19 protein-coding genes are annotated in these 20380 nt (G+C 39.3%); 2 read left to right on the top strand and 17 right to left on the bottom strand.

The features are described 5' to 3' along the window. Positions 1-12: 12 nt before the first annotated feature. The 7 genes from V7266_RS05770 to V7266_RS05740 all read right to left on the bottom strand — a co-directional run bounded on the left by V7266_RS05770 (position 13) and on the right by V7266_RS05740 (position 9028). Positions 13-996, bottom strand: coding sequence for an alpha-ketoacid dehydrogenase subunit beta (locus V7266_RS05770; protein ID WP_335466563.1), 984 nt, complete (start codon positions 994-996; stop codon positions 13-15). 12 nt (positions 997-1008) lie between these two features. Then, a complete protein-coding gene (locus tag V7266_RS05765) occupies positions 1009-2010 on the bottom strand; it encodes a thiamine pyrophosphate-dependent dehydrogenase E1 component subunit alpha (protein WP_335466561.1) in 1002 nt (333 codons plus the stop codon). A gap of 66 nt (positions 2011-2076) precedes the next feature. Then, positions 2077-3498 carry a dihydrolipoyl dehydrogenase gene (gene lpdA / locus V7266_RS05760; RefSeq protein ID WP_335466559.1) on the bottom strand — a complete coding sequence of 474 codons (1422 nt, stop codon included), beginning with the start codon at positions 3496-3498 and terminating at the stop codon, positions 2077-2079. 21 nt (positions 3499-3519) lie between these two features. Next, positions 3520-4623 carry a butyrate kinase gene (gene buk, locus V7266_RS05755; protein WP_335466557.1) on the bottom strand — a complete coding sequence of 368 codons (1104 nt, stop codon included), beginning with the start codon at positions 4621-4623 and terminating at the stop codon, positions 3520-3522. A 168-nt stretch (positions 4624-4791) separates the two neighbouring features. Next, a complete protein-coding gene (gene bcd / locus V7266_RS05750; RefSeq protein WP_335466555.1) occupies positions 4792-5895 on the bottom strand; it encodes a branched-chain amino acid dehydrogenase in 1104 nt (367 codons plus the stop codon). 29 nt (positions 5896-5924) lie between these two features. Beyond that, the gene (gene yqiS / locus V7266_RS05745) at positions 5925-6830 is read right to left on the bottom strand and encodes a phosphate butyryltransferase (protein ID WP_335466553.1); all 906 of its coding nucleotides are present in this window, start codon (positions 6828-6830) and stop codon (positions 5925-5927) included. A 128-nt stretch (positions 6831-6958) separates the two neighbouring features. Next, positions 6959-9028: a sigma-54-dependent Fis family transcriptional regulator gene (locus tag V7266_RS05740; protein ID WP_335466551.1), complete on the bottom strand. Its 2070-nt coding sequence runs from the start codon at positions 9026-9028 to the stop codon at positions 6959-6961. Between the two features lie 181 nt (positions 9029-9209). Between V7266_RS05740 and V7266_RS05735 the strand changes: the two genes are divergently transcribed. Then, positions 9210-9443 (top strand): DUF2627 domain-containing protein, encoded by a 234-nt coding sequence (locus V7266_RS05735; protein WP_335466549.1) that lies wholly within the window; start codon positions 9210-9212, stop codon positions 9441-9443. A gap of 190 nt (positions 9444-9633) precedes the next feature. Here the strand turns inward: V7266_RS05735 and V7266_RS05730 are convergent, their stop codons facing one another. After that, positions 9634-10365: a glycerophosphodiester phosphodiesterase gene (locus V7266_RS05730; protein WP_335466547.1), complete on the bottom strand. Its 732-nt coding sequence runs from the start codon at positions 10363-10365 to the stop codon at positions 9634-9636. A 36-nt stretch (positions 10366-10401) separates the two neighbouring features. Here V7266_RS05730 and V7266_RS05725 point away from each other — a divergent pair, with 36 nt between their 5' ends. After that, positions 10402-10542, top strand: coding sequence for a YycC family protein (locus V7266_RS05725; RefSeq protein ID WP_335466545.1), 141 nt, complete (start codon positions 10402-10404; stop codon positions 10540-10542). A 273-nt stretch (positions 10543-10815) separates the two neighbouring features. Here V7266_RS05725 and spo0A read toward each other — a convergent pair whose 3' ends face one another. The 9 genes from spo0A to V7266_RS05680 form a co-directional block, all read right to left on the bottom strand. Beyond that, positions 10816-11607, bottom strand: coding sequence for a sporulation transcription factor Spo0A (gene spo0A, locus V7266_RS05720; RefSeq protein WP_335466543.1), 792 nt, complete (start codon positions 11605-11607; stop codon positions 10816-10818). Positions 11608-11891: 284 nt separating this feature from the next. After that, complete coding sequence (gene spoIVB / locus V7266_RS05715; RefSeq protein ID WP_420491327.1) at positions 11892-13190, bottom strand: SpoIVB peptidase; 1299 nt, start codon at positions 13188-13190, stop codon at positions 11892-11894. A gap of 116 nt (positions 13191-13306) precedes the next feature. After that, complete coding sequence (gene recN / locus V7266_RS05710; protein ID WP_335466539.1) at positions 13307-14995, bottom strand: DNA repair protein RecN; 1689 nt, start codon at positions 14993-14995, stop codon at positions 13307-13309. Between the two features lie 16 nt (positions 14996-15011). Further along, positions 15012-15461, bottom strand: a complete 450-nt coding sequence (gene ahrC / locus V7266_RS05705; RefSeq protein WP_335466645.1) for a transcriptional regulator AhrC/ArgR — start codon at positions 15459-15461, stop codon at positions 15012-15014. 127 nt (positions 15462-15588) lie between these two features. Further along, the gene (locus V7266_RS05700) at positions 15589-16422 is read right to left on the bottom strand and encodes a TlyA family RNA methyltransferase (protein WP_335466537.1); all 834 of its coding nucleotides are present in this window, start codon (positions 16420-16422) and stop codon (positions 15589-15591) included. A 3-nt stretch (positions 16423-16425) separates the two neighbouring features. Continuing rightward, positions 16426-18327: a 1-deoxy-D-xylulose-5-phosphate synthase gene (gene dxs, locus V7266_RS05695; protein WP_335466535.1), complete on the bottom strand. Its 1902-nt coding sequence runs from the start codon at positions 18325-18327 to the stop codon at positions 16426-16428. 169 nt (positions 18328-18496) lie between these two features. Further along, a complete protein-coding gene (locus tag V7266_RS05690) occupies positions 18497-19390 on the bottom strand; it encodes a polyprenyl synthetase family protein (RefSeq protein WP_335466533.1) in 894 nt (297 codons plus the stop codon). A 3-nt stretch (positions 19391-19393) separates the two neighbouring features. After that, positions 19394-19627, bottom strand: a complete 234-nt coding sequence (locus tag V7266_RS05685) for an exodeoxyribonuclease VII small subunit (protein ID WP_215043384.1) — start codon at positions 19625-19627, stop codon at positions 19394-19396. Next, the coding region (locus V7266_RS05680; protein WP_335466529.1) for an exodeoxyribonuclease VII large subunit at positions 19617-20380 on the bottom strand (764 nt) is incomplete at its 5' end. The genes V7266_RS05680 and V7266_RS05685, both read right to left, overlap by 11 nt.

Raw genomic sequence — 20380 nt, 5'->3', positions numbered from 1 at the left:
TTCCACACCTCCTTAATATTCCGCGAGCTCGCGCATGGCTTTTTCGACTTTATCCGGGTTAATCATAAAGAATTTCTCCATGGTGGGAGAATATGGCATAGCCGGGATATCCGGTCCAGCAAGCCGCATAATAGGAGCATCTAAATCAAATAAGCAATGTTCCGCAATAATGGCTGAAACTTCACTTATTATGCTTCCTTCCTTATTGTCTTCTGTTATAAGCAGAACCTTGCCCGTTTTAGAAGCTGCCTCTATAATCGCCTGTTTATCAAGCGGATAGACAGTCCGTAAATCAAGGATATGTGCAGAAATTCCATCCTGGGCTAATTTTTCTGCCGCTTGAAGGGCAAAATGAACACATAGGCCATAAGTAATAACGGTAATATCTTCGCCTTCACGTTTTATATCTGCCTTCCCAATTGGCAATGTATAATCATCCGCAGGGACCTCGCCTTTGATTAAGCGATATGCCCGTTTATGTTCGAAAAATAGAACCGGGTCATTGTCACGAATCGCTGCTTTTAATAATCCTTTTGCGTCGTACGGAGTGGAAGGCATGACAATTTTCAAACCTGGCTGATTGGCAAAAACCGCTTCGACCGATTGGGAATGATAGAGTGCTCCATGTACTCCGCCGCCGTAAGGGGCACGTATCACAATTGGACAGCTCCAATCATTATTAGAACGATAGCGAATTTTTGCAGCTTCAGAAATAATTTGGTTTACAGCTGGCATAATAAAATCAGCAAATTGCATCTCTGCGATTGGACGCATCCCGTACATTGCTGCCCCAATTCCTACTCCTGCAATAGCTGACTCTGCAAGTGGTGTATCAATGACCCGCTCCTCGCCAAATTGTTCGTATAAGCCTTGGGTTGCTTTAAATACGCCGCCTTTCACCCCAACATCTTCACCCAGAATAAACACCTTGGGATCTCGTTCCATTTCTTCACGCATCGCCATTGTGATTGAATCAATATATGAAATAATCGCCATTTTACGTCCCCCTTACTCTTCCGTTTCCGCATAAACATATTTCAATGCATCTTCTGGTGCAGAATAAGGAGCATTTTCTGCATATTCTGTCGCCTCATTCACCAGCTTCATCACACGATCATTGATTTCTTTTTCCAAGTCATCACTTAAGACATTCGTTTCCTTCAAATAAGCTCCAAAGGTGATTACCGGATCCTTTGTTTTAGCTTTGGCCACTTCATCCGGTGCGCGGTAAGAACGATCGTCATCATCCGAAGAATGTGGTGTTAACCGGTAAGAGACTGTTTCAACAAGGGTTGGCCCCTCGCCGCGGCGGCCTCGGTCAGCAGCCTCTTTTACAGCCTTATACACTTCCAAAGGATCATTTCCATCAACGGTTACACCTGGCATTCCATATCCAATCGCACGATCTGACACCTTTTCACAGGCTAATTGTTTTTCAATAGGGACTGAAATAGCATATTTATTATTTTCACACATGAAGATAACCGGAAGTTTATGCACACCTGCAAAGTTAGCCCCCTCATGAAAATCTCCTTGGTTAGAAGAACCTTCTCCAAAGGTAACAAAGGTCACAAGGTCCTTTTTCTCCATCTTTCCTGCAAGAGCAATTCCTACAGCATGAGGAACTTGTGTCGTAACAGGTGAAGACCCTGTTACGATTCGATTTTTCTTTTGCCCAAAATGCCCAGGCATTTGCCGGCTTCCTGAGTTCGGGTCCTCCGCTTTTGCAAAACCGGAGAGCATCAATTCTGTTGGTGTCATCCCAAAGGTTAATACTACTCCCATATCACGGTAATAGGGGAGTACATAATCCTTCTCCCGGTCCAGGGCAAAAGCCGCTCCTACTTGTGCTGCTTCTTGGCCCTGACATGAAATAACAAATGGAATCTTTCCAGCTCGATTCAATAACCACATCCGCTCATCAATGCGTCGTGCCAAAAGCATCGTCTCATACATTTCCAATACCTTTTGGTCACTTAAACCTAAAACTTCATGACGCTTTTCTGCCATTTAGTTTCAACCTCCCGATTATTCGATAACACTAACAAATTATCATTACATAAAACTCTTTGTTTATTATGCATGAATGGCCTTTCCATCCACAGCCAAGGCTGCTTCCCCAATGGCTTCTGTCAAAGTCGGATGTGGATGAATGGTATGAGCAATTTCCCATGGCGTTGCATCTAATACCATGGCAAGCCCTGCCTCCGTGATCATGTCTGTTACATGTGGACCAATCATATGCACTCCAAGAATATCTTCGTTCTTTGAATCTGCGACAATTTTTACAAATCCATCTGACTCTCCAAAAACAAGAGCTTTCCCGATTGCCCGGAAGGAAAACTTGCCGATTTTCACTTTATATCCTTTTTCAATTGCCTGAGCCTCGGTTATTCCTACACTTGAGACTTCTGGGTTACTGTAGATGCACCTAGATACTAGGTTATAATCTATCGGTGATGGTTTTTCACCTGCTATATGCTCAACAGCCATTATTCCCTCATGTGAAGCTACGTGTGCAAGTTGTAAACCTCCTATAACGTCACCAATTGCATAAATATGGGATTCCTTTGTCTGATAATATTGGTTGGTAACAATAAAGCCGTTTTCAACTTGTATATCTGTATTCTCAAGTCCAATTCCCTCTAGATTTGCTTGGCGCCCAACCGAGACTAAGAGTTTCTCAGCTTTAAACTCTTTAAGCACGCCCTTAACCTCTGCCGAAATACTAACCTCTTGATCCTTAACCATCGTTTCAGGCAGCACCTTTGCATTGGTAACTAGGTTTATGCCCTTCTTTTTCATTACTCGCTGCATTTCTTTAGAAATATCTTTATCCTCTGTTGGAATAATGCGGTCAGCAAACTCAATTACCGTTACTTCTATCCCAAAATCAGACAGCATGGAAGCCCACTCTATCCCGATAACACCGCCTCCAACAATGATGATTGATTTTGGCAGAGTTTCAAGCTGTAACGCTTCATCGGACGAAATCACATATCGACCATCAATTTCCAGCCCCGGAAGCGTTCTCGGTCTTGAACCAGTAGCTAATATTACATTTTTTGGGATTAGCATTTCGTTTTCGGCTCCATTATTCATTTCAACTGAAATAGTACCTGGCATTGGTGAAAAAATTGATGGTCCAAGGATTCGGCCAATCCCTTCATAAACATCAATCTTCCCCTGTTTCATTAGATGTTGGACACCCTTATGTAATTGATCAATAATCTTATTTTTTCTAGCTTGAACTTTTCCAAAATCTAATGAAACATCGCTTGTGATCACACCAAAATCCTCACCGCGCTTTGTTGTCGCAAATACCTCAGCACTTCTTAATAAGGCCTTGCTTGGGATGCAGCCCTTATGGAGACAGGTACCTCCCAATTTTCCTTTTTCTACAATGGCTGTTTTTAAGCCAAGCTGAGAAGCGCGAATAGCTGCCACATAGCCGCCTGTTCCACCTCCAAGAATAACCAAATCATACTCTTGCGCCATTAATATTCCTCCCCCATCATTTTAAATTTTTGCAATAGTAAAATTCCTTTGATAAACTTTTACTTCTTCTTCACCCTTTAAAACACGAATCGCTCCTTCAGCCAGGGATTGCAGCTCATCTTCACCAGGATGAACTATTACGTCTGCAATCCAATTAATCCTATCAGTAATCAGTTTTATGAAAGCTGTTCTATAGGCTAGGCCTCCTGTTAAAACAATGGCATCTACCTTTCCTGATAGAACCGTACTGCTAGACCCAATCTCCTTGGCAACTTGATAGGCCATTGCCTGATAGATAAGTTCCGCTTCCTTATCACCTGCGGCAATTCTTTTTTCTACCTCGGCAGCATCATTGGTTCCAAGGTAACCGACAAGTCCCCCTTGCCTAACAAGTTTTTTCATTAGTTCATCCCGATAATAATCACCTGAAAAACAAAGTGCTATTAAATCTCCAGCAGGTACCGTTCCTGCCCGTTCAGGACTAAATGGGCCATCACCATGCAAACCATTGTTTACATCCACTACTCTGCCTTGTTGATGGACTCCAACGGTAATCCCTCCGCCCATATGGGCAATTATCAGATTCAATTCACTGTATTCTTTACCTAGTTCCTTTGCTACTCTTCTGGCTACCGCTTTTTGGTTTAAGGCATGAAAAATGCTTTTTCTCTCAATTAGAGGAAAACCAGATATTCTTGCAATGGGGGCAAGTTCGTCAACTACAACCGGATCGACAATAAAGGCTGGTATATTAAGACCCATAGCAATCTCGTATGCAATAATTCCTCCTAAATTGGAGGCATGCTGTCCAGAGTAACCAGCTTGTAAGTCCTTTAACATCTGGTCATTTACTGCGTATGTTCCCCCTTCAATCGGACGAAGTAAACCACCGCGGGCACAAACAGCGGATAATTTGGATATATTAATCCCTTCATTATCCAGTGTTTCCAAAATTGCAGTCTTTCTAAATAGATATTGGTCAATAATATTTACAAAAGTATTCATTGTTTCAGCATCATGACGGATTGTTTTTTGAAATATTGAGATTTCATCATCATAAATGCCAATTTTAGTGGATGTGGATCCTGGGTTGATTGTTAGTATTCTATATTGATTATCAGGCAACGAAAGTAACCTCCACTTTAAAACATCAATCTAAAGGCAAATGCGCTGAATTGAATTCAGCGCTCTGCCTTTACCTCATTTCCTTTATTACTTAGCCATAGATAGTTGATTTTTAACTGTAAGAGTAGATTGTTTGTTTAACCTAGCCCCTAGATTTTTGCGTTGCTTTTATCTTGAAATCCGATGACTTAAGATATGATGGTCATTTTGTAAAAATTGGCTTCTTGAATTACGAATTCGTTCGATTCTTTCTTCGGCCATTCTATCAGCAGCAACATAGGTTGGTATGCCATCCCGCTTCGAAATTTCAATTACCTTTTCAATCGTTGTATAAAGCTGTTCAACCTTTTTCATTGCCCGTTCTTGATTATATCCATAAAGTTCATCAGCCACATTGATAACGCCGCCAGCGTTTATTACATAATCAGGGGCATAAACAATCCCCATTTCATGAATAATATCACCGTGACGTGTATCTTTTAATTGATTATTAGCAGAGCCTGCGATTACTTTTGCCTTAAACTTAGGAATGGTGTCATCATTTATGGTCGCCCCTAAAGCACAGGGAGCATAAATGTCACAGTCCACTCCATAAATGTCATCAGGATCAACAGCATGTGCACTAAATGCTTCCACCGCACGTTTAACCGCCTCTTTATTAATGTCCGTTACAATAAGCCGTGCCCCTTCTTTATGCAAATATTCACAGAGCGTATAGGCAACATTACCAACTCCCTGAACAGCAACGACTCTTCCCTCAAGTGAATCTGTACCAAAAGCTTCCTTCGCCGCCGCTTTCATGCCGCGATAAACACCAAATGCAGTAACTGGTGAAGGATTGCCAGATGAACCAAATGCAGGGGAAATACCAGTTACAAAATCCGTTTCCTCATGGATTAAATCCATATCTGCCACAGTGGTTCCTACGTCCTCAGCGGTAATGTATCTCCCATTTAGCCCTTGTATATAACGGCCGAATGCTCTAAATAAAGCCTCACTTTTATCTCTACGTGGATCACCTATGATAACTGTCTTTCCTCCGCCAAGGTTTAAGCCTGCGGCTGCATTTTTATAGGTCATGCCTCTTGCAAGACGAAGAGCATCTTCAATTGCTGCTTCTTCGGAGGCATAAGTCCACATGCGGGTACCGCCTAATGCTGGGCCCAGTGTTGTATCATGAATAGCAATAATTGCTTTTAGACCTGATTGCTTATCTTGACAAAAAACTAATTGCTCATAATCATATTTCTCTAAATATTTGAAAATCTCCATGAATATATCCTCCTAAAAATGGGTCCAAGCTATTTTTTTACACAGCACAATGCTAATGCCAGTGAATAGAGCTTACTTTCAGCAGAATCAGCTCTCGATGTCAGGACAATAGGGGCACTAGCTCCCGCAACTACGGCACCTACCTTTGCCTTTGCAAAATAAATTAATGATTTATATAACACATTCCCCACCTCGATGGCAGGTACCAATAAAATATCTGCTTTACCTGCTACCTTGCTGATGATCCCTTTGTGCTTCGCAGCTAATTCTGAAATGGCATTATCAAGACCGAGTGGACCATCGACTATACAATCCGTAATCTGCCCCCGTTTATTCATCATTGTTAAAGCAGCAGCATCAAGGGTTGCCTGCATATCGGAATTTACTGTTTCAACGGCAGCAATTACAGCTACCCTGGGCATTTCAATTCCGACTGATTTGGCTAGTACAACTGAGTTATTTAAAATTTGCACTTTTTGTTCTAAATCAGGGGCAATATTCATTGCAGCATCCGTAATTAAAATGAATTGATTAAAACCTGGAATTTCAAAGACAGAAGTATGGGATAAAACATTTCCTGTTCTGAGCCCAAATTCCTTGTTTAACACTGCCTTTAATAGAATATTAGATGGAACATTTCCTTTCATTAATACGTTGGCTTGATTGTTAGAAACTGCCCTAACAGCAGATTCTGCTGCACTTAGAATCGAATCGGTATGAATAATTTTTAATTTATGATTATTCAGCAGTCCCTGCTTTTGCATCTTAATCAGTGAAATGATTTTTTCCTGGTTACCATAAAGTATAAATTCAGCAAGATTTTTATTTAATGCATCCATAACGGCCTCAATGACATCTGCCGTGTCTGCAGCAGCTACAGCAACCGTATTATGTCCATTTCGGGTTGCTTGATCGATCAATGAGTCTAACAACAAGCAGTCATCAACCCTCTCTTCTCATCCTTATCCCATTTTAAAACTTGCAATTTTCGTGCCAAATTGTTTGTATGTAAACGCTTTATTTTGCTGATCAGGTCAATGCAATAATTTTCACACCATGAAAATTATTGCATGCTATTTTTTTCAAGATTATATTTTTCCAGTTTATAATAAAGGTTTCGTACCGATAAACCCAATGTTTTAGCCGTCAAAGTTTTATTTCCATTTAATCTTGAAAGGGTTTCTTGAATAATCCTTGCTTCGTATTCCTCTATCATCTCAGGCAAAGTTTGATCTAAATTAAACTGTTCAGGAGCACTCACTCCAGAAGTTTCCGTTATTCTTTTTCTTAAATCAGGAAGATGGTGAATATCAATAAAAGTGTCATTATAATTCATGAAAATAATCGCCCTGCCAAGGATATTTTCTAACTCTCTCACATTACCCGGCCAGTCATATTCCATTAAATAAGATAGTGCTTCTTTCGTAACACCTTCAACATTTCTTCCATAATCTCGATTAATCTTCTGAATCAGTCTGCTGCATAAAACAGGAATCTCTTCTTTCCGCTTTCTGAGCGGAGGGATTTGGATGGGCATACGATTTAAACGGTAATATAAGTCTTCCCTAAACGAACCTTTAGCAATACCCTTTTCCAGATTTACATTTGTGGCAGCAATGATTCGAACATTTATGTTAATTGGCTTTGTACCACCTACGCGGATAATTTCACCCTCCTGCAGTACCCTTAAGAGCTTGGCCTGGGTATTGGCCGCCAATTCCCCTATCTCGTCCAAAAAGATACTGCCATTGTTCGCTTCCTCAAATAACCCGCGTTTTCCGCCTCTAATTGCACCTGAAAAGGCACCTTCTTCATAGCCAAATAATTCACTCTCTAATAAAGTTTCAGATATGGCTGCACAATTCACACGAATGAATTTATTATATTTTCGATCACTTGCATTATGGATCGCATGGGCAAACAATTCTTTCCCTGTTCCCGATTCTCCTCTAAGAAGCACAGTGGCAGGAGTTTTTGCCCCAAGCTTTGCCTGTTCAATAGCTATTACCATTTCCTCGGATATGCCAATAATATCCTCAAATGTATATTTTGCCTCTAGTGTTCGGATGATTTGCCTGGCTCGGTTCAACTCTCTGCTTAAAGATTTCATTTCTGACATGTCATGAATGACACCGACACTGCCTTTTAGTTTCCCTTCGACAATTATCGGAGCTACATTAACAATTACTTCCTTTTTATTTGGCCCTACCCTCATTGGCACACCACGTACAGCCCTTCTTGTCTGTAAAACCTTCATATGCATGCTCTCGCCCTCAGAAATGTCAGCGGTTGCTGGTTGCCCTATAACTTGCTCGTTTGTAAGGCCTGTTAGTCTGCTGTAGGCTGGATTTATCATGATCCCCCGCCCGTTCTCATCCACAACTGAGATGGCATCATCACTCGAGTGAATAATAGCTTGAAGCATGGTTTGGATCTCTTTTAAATTGGTGATCTCCTCAGCCAAATTGACCACTTCAGTTATATCTTTAAAAACAGCAAATGCCCCCACCAATTTTCCATTTTCTTCAATAATCGGAATTCGGGTTGTAATAATTTTCCTTCCGTTACCTAATACCATTTCCTGATTAGCTTCCACTCTTCTTGTTTTCAATATTACTAAAAGCCTGCTCGATGGAATAACTTCAAGAACATCCTTCCCAATTGCCTGCTCCTTTTGGAATCCCATTATTTCTTCAGCTCGTTTATTAAATAGAATAATTTGTCCTCGACGGTCAATTACGAGCATCCCATCATTAACAGCGTTAAAAATAAGTTCCTGCTTATATGTATCATTTTGGAGTTTTGCCACAAGTTCTTCTTTTTCTTCCATGAGCCTAGATACCAAGTAGGCAACGCTCCCGGGAATTAAAACAGTTTGTTTATTTTTAGCCTCTCTAATTTCCTGAAAAACCTCATCATCACCAGTCACATCGATAATGATATCAATATTCTCATTTAAAAAGGGCTGCCAGCTAGTCCCCGTTTTAATTCCCTCTTCTCTAGCGAAGAGGATCCCAGGTGCATCTTCTTGTCGATCGATAACAATTTGAACGTTAAGCACTTCAGATTCTTTTAATATTTTTAAGATTGCCGTTCCACCTTTGCCAGCACCAACAATCATAATGTTTTGCATTTATTGTACTCCTTTTAATTTAGGAAAAATTTTGCATTCCATATAAAAAAGACTCTGCAAGTCTCTTCAATTTTATAACTAAAAGGCTAGTGTTGACAATTTTCTTCTATATAAAAATTTTTTGTTGAGATATAATGATATAGAAATCAGAAAATTTTTTAGTAATTGGAAGGATTTATTTATGATACGTATTATTGCTCTCATCATTTTAGTCATTCCAGGTGCATTAGCAGCTTTAGGAATTAAATTAATGCGTGATATGACATTCGGAATTCTTCAGGCACCCTTTCCAAATTTAATATTACAATTCTTAACAGGGTTGATTTTTTTTATCGGGGGTCTTGGATTTGTAGCCGGATTTATTTTTCACCGTGACCGTAAGCGTAATAAAGTTCAGCCTAAGTTTAAGAAATAGTATCCTTTGGCAGATAAACTAAAAAGGAGAGGCAGTTCTCTTGAACTGCACTCTCCTTTTCAATTGGCTGTGTTAAAGGTTATTGTTGATTTTNNTGATTTTGAAACGATGTTGATTGGAGCGGAAAGCGAGCGACTGCAGCGGAAATCAACATCCAAGTTTAACACAGCCATTCAATTAAGTAATCCATTCATTTTAAGTTGTTGTCATATTGTTTTCTGATTCGAAGAGCCTTAACGGGATCATCTGTTATTATAGCCGTACAATTAATATTAAAAAGCCTGTGCATATCCGCATCCTTGTTAACTGTGTATGGTCGTACTGCAATACCATTATCCATAGTATTGGTAAGTATATTATCGGACATTGCAGAATGTTTAGGGTGAATCCCCTTAGCCCGGATGGATTGGGAATATATCCAAGGCATATAGATTCCCTCAATAAATAGTGGTGCTGTTTCAATCTCTGGTGCAATCCTGTAGCTATACACAATACTATAATGATTAAAAGAGGAGATAATAATCCGATCGCTCAACCCATATTTCCTAACTAATTGAACAACTTTCTCTTCCATTCCATCATAAGGAATGAGTCCGTTTTTTAACTCAATATTACAGATTAATTTATTAGATTGAAGCCACTCCAATACCTCTGATAATGACGGGATTTGTTCTTTTTTTAACCCGTTTTTATTTGCATTTAATTTTCTAATGTCTTTATATAAGAAATCTTTAACAAATCCGTTACCAGTGGTTGTACGATCTACTTTTTCATCATGAATAACAACAATTTCTCCATCCTTGGTTAACTGAACGTCGAGCTCTAATCCATCAGCACCAGCTTTTTCCGCTTCTACAAAAGCACCCATGGTGTTTTCAGCAAATGATGCGGAATATCCACGGTGTGCAAAAATTTGTGTCATATTTTCACTTCCCAACATAAAAATGGAGGAATATACATGAAACCATTACAATTATCAACAGAAACCGCTCTAAAATTATCCCAGGAATTAAAAATCCCGTTGGAACAGCTTATGCATTTACCGCAACATATTCTTATACAAAAACTTATCGAAGTAGAAAAAAAGGAAAAAAATTAAAACCCAAAGAACAAAAGCGCAAGCGCCTTGGTCAGGGAAAAAAGTAGTTCATTTTTTCCTAGCCACGACAAGCATAAGACGAGCCGGCCGAAAGGTTGCATTTTAACCTTTTGGACGGATTGGCTGTAGACCATCGAGGGGCTAGGCGCTGGAGCTGGACGTAGACAGCCCTTTAATTAACAGTTATCCACAAGCGAAAATTTTATAATTTCCTAAACGACAATAAAGGCCTTCATTCTATGGAATGTAGGCCTTTGCCATTTACTGATTTCTTCAAGAAGCTTTATGTTCGAGGCGTAATTTATCTGCAACCATGGCAATAAATTCGCTATTGGTAGGCTTTGCCTTCGACATACTTACTGTATAACCGAATAAGGAAGATATGGAATCAATATTCCCCCTGCTCCAAGCCACTTCAATTGCATGACGGATAGCCCGCTCTACACGGCTTGCTGTCGTATTATATTTTTTAGCGATATCCGGATATAGAACCTTTGTAATGGAGCCTAGAAGTTCAATATCGTTGTAAACCATTGATATCGCCTCACGTAAATATAAATATCCCTTAATATGCGCTGGAACACCTATTTCATGAATAATACTAGTAATGCTTGCATCAAGATTTTTTGGTTTCTGTTCGGACTGTGAACGGTAGCTTACAGCAGGAGCCTTTCTTGTAAAAGTATTCGTATTACCGCTAACTTGGCGAATATGGCTTCCGAGGTTTTCCATATCGAAAGGTTTTAAAATAAAGTAAGAAGCACCAAGTTCAACCGCCTTCTTAGTAACATCCTCTTGACCAAATGCAGTCAGCATAATGACATTAGGAATTGTTCCTTTTTTCACCTCACGTAAACGCTCGAGGACGGCTAAACCGTCAAGATGCGGCATAATGATATCAAGAACAAGAACATCTGGGTCTGTGGAAGCAAGCAAATCTAAACATTCTTGACCATTATGCGCAATACCGACAACTTCCATATCATCTTGGGAGGAAATATAGTCCTCTAATAATCCAACTAATTCTCTATTATCATCAACAACAAATACCTTTATTTTTTTCAATTCCTGTTCCTCCCTCATTCAAATCAAGTCTCTATTTTTAATTGAACATTCAAATCGTGTTTTTTCTCTTAATTCTATTCTAAATTAGAAATTCGACAATGCAACAAAAATTCCTTTCATTTTTTAAATATTTGTTAAAATAGTGATAAAATCTTATCTTTTCTTTGTTTTACTTCTTTTTTCGACTTAAAACGCATTATTTCCAAATTTTAACTATCCTTTGTCGAATTTTCTTTATACAAAAAACAAGCAAAATAGGCCGTTACACCTATTTTGCTTAGAATTCAAGAAGCTTTTTCTTTTGGTGTTTCATATATATTAATTCCAGCTTCATTTAGCATCCACTCAATGTGGACTCCATAGCCGGATGTAGGATCATTGACGAAGACATGAGTTACAGCTCCGACTAGTTTACCTTTTTGAATAATCGGACTGCCACTCATTCCCTGCACAATTCCTCCTGTCTTTTCAAGCAGCTTTGGATCGGTTACTTTTATAACCATGCCTTTTGTTGCCGGAAACTTTTGCGGGATTGTACTAACAATTTCGATATCAAATTCTTCTACACGATCATTATCAACCACTGTTAAAATTTTCGCAGGTCCTTCTTTTACCTGATCAGATAAGGCAATTGGAAGTGGTTTATCCAATATGCCATTTTTTAATTCCCGGTTTAATTCACCGAAAATTCCAAACGGACTATTCTTTTGAATATTACCAACAATTTCATGATCAGAAGAAAAACGAGCAAGCTTTTCACCTGGATCACCATTACTTCCTTTTTCTATCGATGTTACGGTAGAGCGGACAATTTGACCATCTTCAACAACAATTGGTTTTTTTGTATCCATGTCTGAAATGACATGTCCAAGGGCACCATATTTTTTAGATTGTGGGTGAACAAACGTCATGGTTCCAATTCCAGCTGCAGAATCTCTAATATATAAGCCAAGCTTATAGTTGCTTTCTCCCTTATCTTTCAAAGGAGTCAGTTTGGTTGTGAATTTACCACTTTCACGGGTTATCACTAAATCGAGAGGTTTACCATCTTGTCCTGCCGATTGGACAAAAGGGGCTACGTCTGTCATTTTCTCAATTTTACTGCCATTGATTTCGGTGATAATATCTCCAACTTTAATTCCTGCAATTTCACCTGGAGATTTTTTTCCGTTTGCTGTGTTAATTAAATGGTGACCAACCACTAACACACCAACTGTATTTAGTTTAACACCAATGGATTGACCTCCGGGCAAGACACGGAAATCTTTTAACACTCGTACATCGACCTTTTTAATGGGGATCCCTGCGTACTCTAGAAGCATTTCGTTTTTTCCGTATTCATTTGCTTTTACGGATACCGATTTTATTTCTTGATTAAGTGTGATATTTGAATTGTGAGATGCTATGGTGGCTGTTACCGGGGCAGCCTTTTGGAACGTGTAATCTTGTCCTTCAAAAACTGTTATTGACTTTGGTATTGAAAGGTATTGCTGTAAGGGCTGAAAAAAAATAAGGCTAATTAATGAAACAAGGAGAATTCCACCAATAATCTTTCTAATTATTTCTAACTTCAAATCCTTCACTCTCCTCGCTTCTTTTCACTGCACTTATAAAAATGGCTACATCTATAATTTTGCCTCCTTGACAATCATTTATAACTTCGTTCAACATAAAAAAGCTACCCAATTTGGATAGCTTTTCATTTTATCTTATTTTTACCAGCTAATTGTAGTAATTCTTCCGCATGTTTCTTAGTTAAATCCGTTATTTCTGTACCAGAAATCATTCGACCTATTTCTTTTATTTTCTCTTCTGTTTTTAAAGGGGTGACAGATGTCTTTGTACGTCCGCCCTTTATAATTTTCGCAATAAACAAATGAGTATCAGCCATAGCTGCCACTTGTGGTAAATGAGAAATACAGAGAACTTGAGAACCCGCTGCCACTTTATAGATCTTTTCAGCAATGGATTGCGCAACTCTACCGCTCACACCGGTATCTACTTCATCAAAAATGATCGAGGTTACCCCTTGATGTTTAGAGAAAATGCTTTTTAATGCCAGCATAATTCGAGACAATTCTCCACCTGATGCTACCTTGGACAATGGCTTTAATGGTTCACCAGGATTAGTTGAAATGTAAAACTCTATATGGTCAACACCATTTTTGGCGAAATGATGCTGTTCGGATTCAAATCGAATTTCAAAAATAGTTTTCTCCATATACAGTTCTTTTAATTCTTTATGAATTAATTTTGTCAGCTTGTTTGCCCATCTATGACGGAGTTCTGTTAATTGCTGTGCTTCTAAACTTAAGTCTTTTTTGATAGAAGTTAATTCCTTTTCAAGTTCTCCAATATTCGTTTCTTTATTTTGCAATGTCTCAATTTCTTCTTCAATCTTGGCAGCATATTCTAATATTTCGGTAATGGTTTTTCCATATTTCCGTTTTAGCTGATTAATTTCGTTTAAACGATTTTCAATTTCGTTTAATCTCTGCGGGTCATATTCAAGACCGTCTAATTCATTTCTTAATGTATGTGCCGCATCTTCTAATTGGTAAAAACTATTTGAAACTGAATCAGATAAATCTTGATAGGTTGAATCAAGTGCCGCAGCCTCTTCGAGCGAACCCATAACGAGCCCAATCCAGTCAAGTCCCTTTTGTTCTCCCTTTAAAGCGTTATAGCAAGTCTGAATGGCTTCAAATACCCTTTCGAAATTCCCTAATCTCCTTTTTTCCTCAGACAATTCTTCATCTTCATTTGGCTTTAAATTTGCCTTTTGAATTTCATCTAATTGAAATTGGATTAGGTCGAGTCGATGTGCTGTTTGCTGGTCATTTTCGCTCAATGATTTAAGTTTATGTAAGGTATGCTCAAAGCGGCGAAATACCTGTGAATATTCATTCTGAGCAGGATAAATTTCTTCTGCACCAAATTGATCAAGTAAAAGCAGGTGTCTAGTTTCATCCATGAGCTCTTGATGTTCGTGCTGTCCATGGATATCTACAAGGGTTGCACCTAATTCTCTAAGAATTGAAATGGTGACAAGTTTTCCATTAATCCTGCAAACACTTTTCCCTGACCGGGCAATATCACGGCGTAATATAACCATTCCTTCTTCAATCTCAATCCCAAATTCATGCGCCTTTGTAATAACAGGATGAAAAGGGTCATCTATTTGGAATAATCCTTCAATAAGGGCTTTTTCTTCACCATGACGGACAAATTCAGCTGATCCTCTGCCACCAACTAGTAAATGAATCGCATCGATTATAATGGATTTACCTGCACCTGTTTCCCCTGTTAAAACAGTTAACCCTTTTTCAAATGAAATTGATAAGTCCTCAATAATGGCGAAATTTTTTATAGATAATTCTTCTAACAAGGAACTCTCCCCCCATTTAAAGCATGTCAAGGAACCGGTTGGTAATGACCTCAGTGTCTTCCGGTGTTCGGCAGATAATTAACATGGTATCATCACCACATATTGTTCCCAATATTTCATCCCAGTCAAGATTGTCTATTAATGCCCCTATTGCCATTGCATTACCGGGCAGGCATTTCATAACGAGCAAGTGACCTGCAGAGTCAATTCTTATAAATGCATCAATAAGTGATCGTTTTAATTTTTGTAATGGGTTAAAGCGCTGATCTGCTGGCAAGCTGTATTTATAGCGTCCATCAGTTAATGGCACTTTAACTAAGTGCAATTCCTTAATATCTCTAGAGACGGTTGCCTGTGTTACGTTATATCCTGCGCTTTTTAATTCATCGACTAATTCATCTTGCGTCTCAATATCGTTGCCGGCAATAATTTCTCTTATTTTTATATGGCGTTGACCTTTATTCATCTTTTCACCTCGTAATAAAAGAACATCAGAGTATGTCCTATCTACCAATATGTTAGCCCATTTTCAAAGGAATGTACATTTTTTTCTCATAAAAATACATTCACATGCAAAAGGATAGGCTATCTGCCTATCCCTCATCCTTCTTTGTGTGAAATTCTTTATGGGATTCCTTAACAATCTCATCAGGTTGAATCGGCAGTTGATTAATCCCTTCTTCTTCACCTTCCCATCTTAGATGGAGCAAAAATTCTATATTGCCGTCTCCTCCTGTAATAGGAGAGTAGGATAAGTTCTTTACAATATAGCCTTCCCTGATGGAAAAATTAATGATTTTTTCAATAACCTGTAAATGTACTTTTTCATCCCGGACTATTCCTTTTTTACCGACTTGTTCTCGTCCAGCCTCAAATTGCGGCTTAACCAACGCAATAATATCACTGCCAGGAATTAAAAGGGTTTTTAATACAGGTAAAATTAATGTTAATGAAATAAACGACACATCGATTGTGGCTAAGTTCGGCATTTCCCGACTCAAATCAGCTGGTGTGACATAACGAAAATTGGTTCTTTCCATTACGACAACCCGCTCATCCTGACGAAGTTTCCATGCAAGCTGATTATATCCAACATCAAGCGCATATGACATCTTAGCTCCATTTTGCAGGGCACAATCAGTAAATCCTCCCGTTGAAGAACCGATATCCAATAAGACTTTACCTTCAACATTTACATCAAAGACCTTTAATGCCTTTTCCAGCTTTAAGCCGCCTCTGCTGACATATGGAAGTACATTCCCCTTTATATTTAAGGGAATATCTACTTTAACCTTCTCACCTGGTTTATCTAATCGCTCTTCATTTGTATAAACTAAGCCTGCCATAATGGCTCTTTTTGCCTTTTCACGTGTCTCAATAAGTCCTCTTTCAACTAATAAAACATCTAAGCGTTCTTTGTTTTTCATATTTCATGCCCTTTGTTGTTTTTTTCTGGCAATCGCTAATTGCGAAGTCCTCTTTATCGCTTCTTCTGTTGTTAAACCGATTTCCTCAAGTAAGGAATCTACATCACCGTGTTCTATAAAGCGATCTGGAATCCCTATCCGGTCAATAAGTGCATTGTGATATCCCTGGGATCCTGCATATTCTAGGATTGCACTGCCAAATCCTCCCTGTAAAACCGCCTCCTCAATGGTAAGGATTGGAATATGGTTATCAAGGAGTTCCGTTAACATCTTTTCATCCAGGGGCTTTATAAACCTTGCATTAACCACCCTAATAGACAAACCTTCTTTTTCAAGACTTTGTGCTGCCTCCATAGCCATTGGAATAGTGGTACCAAAGGTTAAGATTGCCGCATCAGTTCCTTCTTTTAACGTCTCCCAAGTGCCAATCGGAATGTTCTGGAAGTCTTCATCCATCTCTACCCCTATTCCATTTCCTCGTGGAAATCTCATCGCAATTGGTCCATCATTATAATTTAATGCGGTATACACCATATGCTGACCTTCATTTTCGTCTTTAGGCATCATTAAGACCATATTAGGGATATGCCTTAAAAAAGCTATATCAAATACGCCTTGATGTGTTTCCCCATCGGCACCTACTAAACCTGCACGGTCAATACCAATAAAAACATTTAATTTTTGCCGGCAAATATCATGCAGCACTTGATCATAGGCTCGTTGTAGAAAGGTTGAATAAATGGCCAAAAATGGCTTCATATTTTGAGTGGCTAATCCTGCTGCAACAGTTGCAGCGTGCTGCTCGGCAATCCCCACATCGAACATGCGGTCTGGGAACTCGCTGGCAAAACCTTCTAGCTTCGAACCAACAGGCATTGCTGGGGTAATTGCGACAATTCGGTCGTCACTTCTTGCGAGTTTACGGACCGTTTCGCTCACAACACTGCTCCATGCAGGTGGTTGTTTTTTTGTCGGTTTGACAAAATCTCCCGTATCCATTTTGTATGGCCCAGTTCCATGCCAAGTACCAATCTTGTCACTTTCAGCCGGCCTAAACCCTTTCCCTTTTTTTGTAATCACATGGAGAATCACAGGTCCATCGGTCTTTTTTGCTGATTGGAGGCTTTCAAATAGAGTATCAAAATTATGACCATCAATGGGTCCTAAATAGGTAAAGCCCAGCTCTTCAAAGAACATACCAGAAACTACTAAATACTTCAGGCTATCCTTTACTCTTTCAGCTGTAGCAGCAAGTTTTCCTCCAACTGCAGGAATTTTCTTGAGCAGAACTTCTAATTCATCTTTTACCCATTGATATTTTCCAGCTGTCCGTAATTGACCCAAAATATTATGAAGAGCGCCGACATTCGGAGCAATCGACATTTCATTGTCATTTAGGACGACAATCATATCTTTTTTTTCATGTCCAATATGATTTAATGCCTCAAGCGCCATTCCGCCCGTTAAGGCTCCGTCGCCGATTACAGGGACGACAAAGGAATTTTCCTTTTTCAAATCTCGTGCAATCGCCATACCCATTGCAGCCGAAAGAGAAGTAGAGCTGTGCCCGGTCTCCCAAACATCGTGCTCACTTTCTCCCCTCTTTGGAAAGCCGCATAACCCCTTAAATTGTCTTAATGTATCAAATTCACAGGCCCTGCCAGTTAAAATTTTATGGACATAGGATTGGTGTCCGACATCCCAAATAATTTTATCCTTTGGACTATCAAAACATTTATGTAAAGCGAGCGTTAATTCCACTACACCTAAATTTGGTCCAATATGTCCTCCCGTTACCGATAATTTTTGAATTAAAAATTCTCGGATTTCTTGACTAAGAGCCTCAAGCTCTTGATTCGACATCCTTTTTAAAAAGGATGGGTCCTTGATTGATAATAAATCCATTTCTGGACCACTCACTTTCATTCTTTTTCGTTCTACATATATTATTCATAGTATATCTATCTCTATCTGAAAAAATAGCCGCTAACACACTAAGTGATAACGGCAATTTAACACTTCTCTACGATGAGAACAATTAGAAGACACTAATAATCAGCCTGAAACACCCTAATTAATGATCCCTTGATGCAACTAAATCCGTTATCTCGTTAAGGAGAATGGTATTTAAGTCGGTCTTTTTTAAGTATCCTTTGGACATCTTAATTTGATTTTGAAGGGCTGCTCTTGCTCCATCCATGGATAATAGTTGTGGATAGGTGCTTTTATGATTAACAGTATCACTGCCAACAGGCTTTCCAATTATCTGTTGATTGCCTACCAGGTCTAAAATATCATCCTGTATTTGGAAAGCAAGTCCAAGGTGATGAGCAAAAGCTGATAGGTTTTTTAATAGGTATTCATTTGCCTGAGCCATAATGGCTCCTGCAACAACGCTAAATTTAAGCAGCTTACCTGTTTTGTGAATATGTATATACTCGAGTTCTTCTAGGGTTAGAACTTTGTTCTCCCCCTCCATATCAGCTACTTGTCCGCCAACCATTCCTCCAGCGCCTGCTGCCTTTGCCATCTCTATAACCAATCTCGTTTTCGAAGAGGGTGGAACAAAAGTATCGGATAGCATATTTATCACTTCAAAGCTATAAGTTAATAAAGCGTCCCCAGCGAGTATTGCAATCGCATCTCCAAACACTTTATGATTGGTTGGTTTCCCTCTTCTCAAATCATCGTTATCCATGCTGGGCAGATCATCATGAATTAAGGAATACGTATGAATCATTTCAATTGCGGCTGCGGCCGGAAGGCCCTTTTTAGGGTCAATGCCAAAGGCATCCAATGTTGCAAACAGTAATAAAGGGCGGATTCTTTTACCGCCTGCTTCTAAAGAATAAATCATGGAATCCTTTATTACGGAAGGGGCATCCAGTTTTTCTACCAGCGCTCGAAGTTCCCGATTTAGCAGTTGTTGATATTCTTTTCTAAATGCGTCTAGTAACCCGGTTTCCAAGCCCTAATCCTCCTCTGCAATAGAAAAACGCTCAGTACGTCCATCCTCCGTAATAATTTGCGTAAGCTGTTCTTCCACGGTTTTTAATTTATCATGACATAGTTTTGAAAGTTCCATTCCTTCTTTATAGAAGGTAATGGCTTCTTCTAATGGAACGTCGCCTTCTTCAAGCTTTTCAACAATTTCCTCAAGCTTTGTCATGGCCTCTTCAAAGGTTAAAGTTTTTTCAGTCGTCACTTATTTCTCTCTCCTTTATTGTTTCCACATTACAGAAAAGACTTCCATCTGTTAATTGAATTTGAACTTGCTCATTCACCTTTACCTGATTTACACTCTTAACCAGCCGGTTATCCTCTGTATAGGCCAGACTATAACCGCGCTCCATGATTTTAAGTGGGCTTAAAGCTTGCAGTGTAGACAGAATTCGATCAAACTCTGTCTGTTTTTTCACATAAATTTGCGTCACCGTTCGGTTTAGGTCCTTTTGTGCCCTGTCAAAGCGCTTATTAGCTTCCTGCAGTCCTTCGTTTGGATGTCTTCGCTGCAATCGTTTTGATATAATCTCATACTGGTCTTTTTTTACAGCTGATAAACGAGCGGTACCACGCACTAGCCTTTCTGATAACCGGTCTATTTGTTCAAGTTTCTGCTCGTAAAGTCGGTGCGGATATCGAAAAGCATACGATTTTTGAACACGATTTAACCGTTCTTTTTCAAACTTGAATCTTCCGCTCATAACACGAATCAGACGAGTTTGACGCTGTAAGATTCGATCCACAAGCTCTTCAATATGGGGAACAGCTAATTCTGCTGCACCCGTTGGTGTAGGAGCCCGCAAGTCAGCAACAAAATCAGCAATCGTAAAGTCAGTTTCATGGCCTACTGCGGAAATAATCGGAATCTTGGAAGTGAAAATAGCACGAGCTGTCATTTCTTCATTAAATGCCCATAACTCCTCAATAGAACCTCCACCCCGCCCCACAATTAAAA

It is taken from the genome of Neobacillus drentensis, assembly GCF_036965645.1.
In the GTDB taxonomy this organism is placed as follows: Bacteria; Bacillota; Bacilli; order Bacillales; family Cytobacillaceae; genus Neobacillus; species Neobacillus drentensis_D.
The sequence above is the reverse complement of the archived record's forward strand: the minus strand, read 5'-3'. Positions and strand labels throughout refer to the sequence as shown.